This window comes from Rhizobacter sp. P2_H2 (assembly GCF_056403375.1).
In genome coordinates, this window is sequence record NZ_JBFUFP010000403.1 from 1 (window position 1) to 4,560 (window position 4,560).

The window sequence follows — 4,560 nt, forward strand, 5'->3', positions numbered from 1 at the left end:
TCGCTGCACGATCGCGCCCGTACTTGTTGTAGAGGTACTGCAGCACCTCTTCGCGCCGCTCGTGCTCGAAGTCGATGTCAATGTCAGGTGGCTCGTTGCGCTCCTTCGAGATGAAGCGCTCGACCAGCACCGACATGCGTGCCGGGTCGACCTCGGTCACGCCGACGCAGTAGCAGATCACCGAGTTCGCAGCAGAGCCACGACCCTGGCAGAGGATGCCGCGAGACCTCGCAAACATCACGATGTCGGCGACCGTCAAGAAGTAGTGTTCGTAGCGCAGCTCTGCCACCAGGGACAGCTCGTATTCGATCAGCTGTTGGACCTTCGCCGGCATGCCTTGGGGCCACCGTTGCCCCGCGCCTTCGTAGGTGATCTTGCGCAGGTAGCTCGCCGGCGTGTGCCCTGCGGGAACGACCTCGTCGGGGTACTGGTACTTCAACTCGTCCAACGAGAAGCAGCACCGCGCCGTGACGTTGAGCGTCTCATCGAGCAAGTCCGCCGGGTAGGTCTGTGCCAGCCGAAGGCGCGTGCGCAGGTGGCGCTCCGCGTTCGGCTGCAGGTCCAGGCCGCAGTCGGTCAGGGGACGCCCAACACGCGTGGCCGTCAGTACGTCCTGAAGCGGCTTTCGCGATCGAACGTGGAAGTGAACGTCGCCCACTGCGACAAGAGGAATGGCACTGTCTTCGGAGGCCTGTCTCAGCCGGTGCAGCCATGCCTCGTCGTCGAGCACCCGGATGAGCTCCACACCGAACCAGCAGCGCCCCATGAAGTGCGTCAACAGCCAGCTGGCGACGGCGTCCAGCTGGCTCTGCTCGCACATTCGTTTGGGAGAGCAGAGCACGACGCAGTCCGCCAGTTCGGCCCCGGTGACATCCTCGAGCGCGAGCTGGTAGGTCCCCTTGTCCGACGACCGCCGAAGCTTCGTGATGAACTGCGAGAGGTTCCCATAGCCGTTCAAGTCGTTCGCGAGCACGGTGAGAACGAATGAAGGGACGGCGGCACGTGTCGCCTCGTCGCAGTGAACCTGAAACTGACTGCCGACGACCAGATGAAATCCGCACTTCTTCGCAGCCACGTGCGCCCGCACGATGCCGGCGAGGCTGCACTCGTCGGTGAGGGCCAACGCTGAATATCCCAGCTCGTACGCGCGCTCCACCAACTCTTCGGGTTGGCTCGCGCCCCGCAGGAAGCTGAAGTTCGAGACGCAACGCAGCTCGGCGTACGCAGGAATGCGGCGCATGGCGGTCAGGCGAAAGTGCCGTGCAAATACCAGGCCGTTTGAGCCGCCGACTCACTCTCGGCCAGTCGCGTTTGGAAGATCCACAGGACCCCCGCGTGCTCACTGACCGCGATCCAGTAATCACGACTGACATTGCGCGTGCACTGTGACCCGCCTTCCTCCATGCGGTCCCACCATCCCCCTTCGACGCGATGCGGACCAGAGAGCAGTTGCAGCGCGCCTTGGTACATCGGATGCGGGCCCTGCATCGCCAGTCGCAGCGGCTGCGCGAGGATGAACGTCGGCTGTGGAACGTCGAGCACGCGTGCGAGGCGCTTCGGGCGCTGAACATCGGCTGCCTGCCACTGGCACATCCACTCCGGCCGGTGGTCCTCCAATGCCAGCGGGCGGAGCACCCGTTCAGGGCCGAGGCGGGCGGCCAGGCGCTCCAGCACCAACGCAAGTCCTTCACCTGCAACGCGCACGTCCGGGACGAGCGAGAGGCTTGCCTCTTCCAGCGACTCAACCTCGTCGGCGGTCAGCTCGATGTCGCCCACCGGAGCGAGCAGCTCGACCTTCGCCAGCTGCTCTGCCAGCAAACTTCCGAGATGCTCAACGTCCCTCATGAGACGCGCTGTCCGAATCGTCAACGAGCCACCGGTGCCTGCCGATCGCGACCGCATCGTGTCATGCCACCAGTGGAAGGTGAACGCCGTGACGCCGCTGTGCTTCGCGGTCAACCAGGCACTGAGTTGGAGGAGCAGGCGACGCGCGCCAAACAGCAATGCCGGGGCGAGCTCAACGCGCGCCATCAGCTCCAGACGCGCCCGAAAGACATCCGGCAAGACGACCCATTCATGCGCCTCCGGCCGCAAGCCGTACGCCTGGTCGAGCGCGGCAAGAAGCTGCCCATCGAAGCGGCGGCTGAGTCCACCGCGAGGCAGCGCCCTGACCTGACCGAGCGTCAGACATCCAAGTCGGGCAAGCGTCGCCTGATGCTTACCCACCGAGGTCAGCGTGTGGATGGGAAGCGCATMGAGCAGTGTGCCGAGGGGCGCCGCAAAGCCGTTGGACTGCCGAGCCCGCCCGAGTGCGACGGCGCCCAGGCTGGTGGGCGCCCAACTGACCTGCTCTGCGCCCAGTGCACTGGCTTCCTCGCGGACACGTCCGACCAGTCGGCGCTTGCCGCCGAAGAGTCGCACGCTGGCTTCGACTTCCATGACGACTGCCGGCGAGTCCCCTTCGGGTTCGATCACCGCAACGCGCGGCGTGAACTGCAGCGCCCAGGTGCTCAAGCCGCTGACCGCGTCGGCCAGCGCTTGCGAGCTCACGTCAGTGCGCTGGTGCCCGGCGTCCGAAACTGACGCTACTTGCGGAAGGAAGGCTGCCCACAACATCTGGATCGGCCTGAGAAAGGAAGGTTTGAAGCGGGTCGTGCTGATGACGACGCCGTGCGGCGAAGAGCGACGAAGGTTTGGCGATGCGGGGCGTGATCAACGCCTCCAGTCCGGCAGGAACAGAGCGCAGCGTCAGCGTTTCGTCGATGGTCGGGCCGCGTCGCTTCAACACGCGCACGTGCAGTTGCCAGTCSACATCGGACTCGGCGCTCAGCCTCAGCGGCGCTGCGGAGGCTTGGTGCTGCGCGGACGCAGGACGGAAGAGGAAGACGGGGCTGTCAGCGCTGGCCGCACACACCTGCAGCCGCCGCAGTTGCTCCGGCCTCACCTGAGGCAGCCATGCCATCAGTACCGCCATCGTGTTGGCTTTGATGAGCTGCTCCGTGGTCCACAGTCGCTGCGCAGGCGACTCAGCCTGCACCCAGATCACGCGCCGCTCATCGATGCCCGCCAGGCGCAGCCCTGGGAGGTGAGGCAGTTTCGGTGGACCGATGAGCACGAGCTCGACGCCCTTTTCCATCKCGACCTTCAATCCCGGGCCGAGCAGCCGCCATTCCGCGACGGTCGGCTGGACCTGCAGCACCTCAGTGATCGAAGCGCACGGCCATCCGCCTCCAGGCAGAGCCTGGTCAAGGGCTTGAAAGCCGGTAGGCAACACGCGCGACCGCTCGTTCCCAATCTGATCTGCGCGCCAAACCGCGGCCTCCACCTGCGTTGGCAGGCGAGGCATCGCAGACACTGGTCGGCTTGGACGCGAATTCATATGAATACTGTACATCCATACAGCTACCACGTGAGGAGACGGCCCACCGTCCGCGTGCGACGTTTGCACCATTCGGTCGGTAAAGCGTTGAGCCCGTTGATTTTTGACGCTGAAGATATTTTTGCGAGAGACCTTGCGTCACCGGGCATCTGACAACACCGCCTCCCCGGCTCCCCCTAGGACATCAGGGCACGGTTCGCGTCTCGTCGACCAGGCGCTACGATCGCTCAAGGGAGCAATCGGGCCACGGCCTTGCGTGTGGAGGACAAGGGATGTGCTACAGCGCTGAAGTCGAAGCCGAGTACAAGCTGTACATCCGCGAGTGGGGTGCGACCATGAGCATCAAAGAGTACTTCGACATCTTCTGGCGAAGGCGCTCAGACCCCTCGATCGTGATCCCGAAGAGCATGGAGGCTCCGTTCGCCTCGCCCGGCTCGCCCGACGAGCTCAGGATCAAAGAGCTGATTGACGAGTTCAATCTGCAGCAGGTCGCGAAGTTCGAGGCCGAGTTCTTCACCCAGCGAAGGCGACTGATCGACGCGCAACGCAAGTTGGTGACGAAGGTGACGAAGAGCGCTCAGGAGAGCGAGCGCATTGCGAACAACAAGATTGCCCGGGCCCAGGCAAAGTTCGACGACCTGCGGAGAACCCACATCGAGCCACGTGACGGGCGCATCTACCCGGCGAACTATGCACCCGTCATGGTCATGCGCGACGGCGAGCGGAAGTTGGTACCGATGCGATACCTGTGCCGCTTGCCTGACAAGCCGGTCTTCTACGACACGAAGTACCCCGCCACCTACAACGCGCGCCGCGACTCGCTGGACAACTTCTGGAAGCCGGTTTTCGGCGTCTCGCACGGTGTATTGGTCGTGAACGCGTTCTATGAAAACGTCGCGGTAAGCGGCCCTGACGGAGCCCCGGCGAACACTGTGCTGCAGTTCCGCCCGCAGTCCGGCGACCCGATGCTCGTTGCCTGCGTATGGGCGCATTGGACTGCGCCTGGCCATGACGATCTGCTCTCCTTCGCGGTGATCACCGATGAGCCACCGCCAGAAGTCGCAGCGGCCGGGCACAATCGCTGCCCAATCGCCATCAAGCCCGAGAGCATGCACGACTGGCTTTCCCCGACACTCGGGGCCCTGCAACGTCAACAAGAAATTCTCGACGACAAGCAGCCG

At 64.2% G+C, this 4,560-nt stretch carries 4 protein-coding genes; 1 reads left to right on the top strand and 3 read right to left on the bottom strand.

Annotated elements, in window-relative coordinates:
• From AC1D15_RS18995 to imuA, 3 genes are all read right to left on the bottom strand, one after another.
• Positions 1-1,240 (bottom strand): PHP domain-containing protein (locus tag AC1D15_RS18995; protein WP_477827208.1); only part of this gene is annotated, 1,240 nt, incomplete at its 3' end.
• 5 nt (positions 1,241-1,245) lie between these two features.
• Positions 1,246-2,616, bottom strand: coding sequence for a Y-family DNA polymerase (locus tag AC1D15_RS19000; RefSeq protein ID WP_477827209.1), 1,371 nt, complete (start codon positions 2,614-2,616; stop codon positions 1,246-1,248).
• Positions 2,552-3,346 (bottom strand): translesion DNA synthesis-associated protein ImuA, encoded by a 795-nt coding sequence (gene imuA / locus AC1D15_RS19005; RefSeq protein ID WP_477827210.1) that lies wholly within the window; start codon positions 3,344-3,346, stop codon positions 2,552-2,554. The genes AC1D15_RS19000 and imuA overlap by 65 nt, the downstream gene beginning before the upstream one ends.
• 305 nt (positions 3,347-3,651) lie before the next feature.
• Between imuA and AC1D15_RS19010 the strand changes: the two genes are divergently transcribed.
• A partial coding sequence (locus AC1D15_RS19010; RefSeq protein WP_477827211.1) for an SOS response-associated peptidase family protein occupies positions 3,652-4,560 on the top strand: 909 nt, incomplete at its 3' end.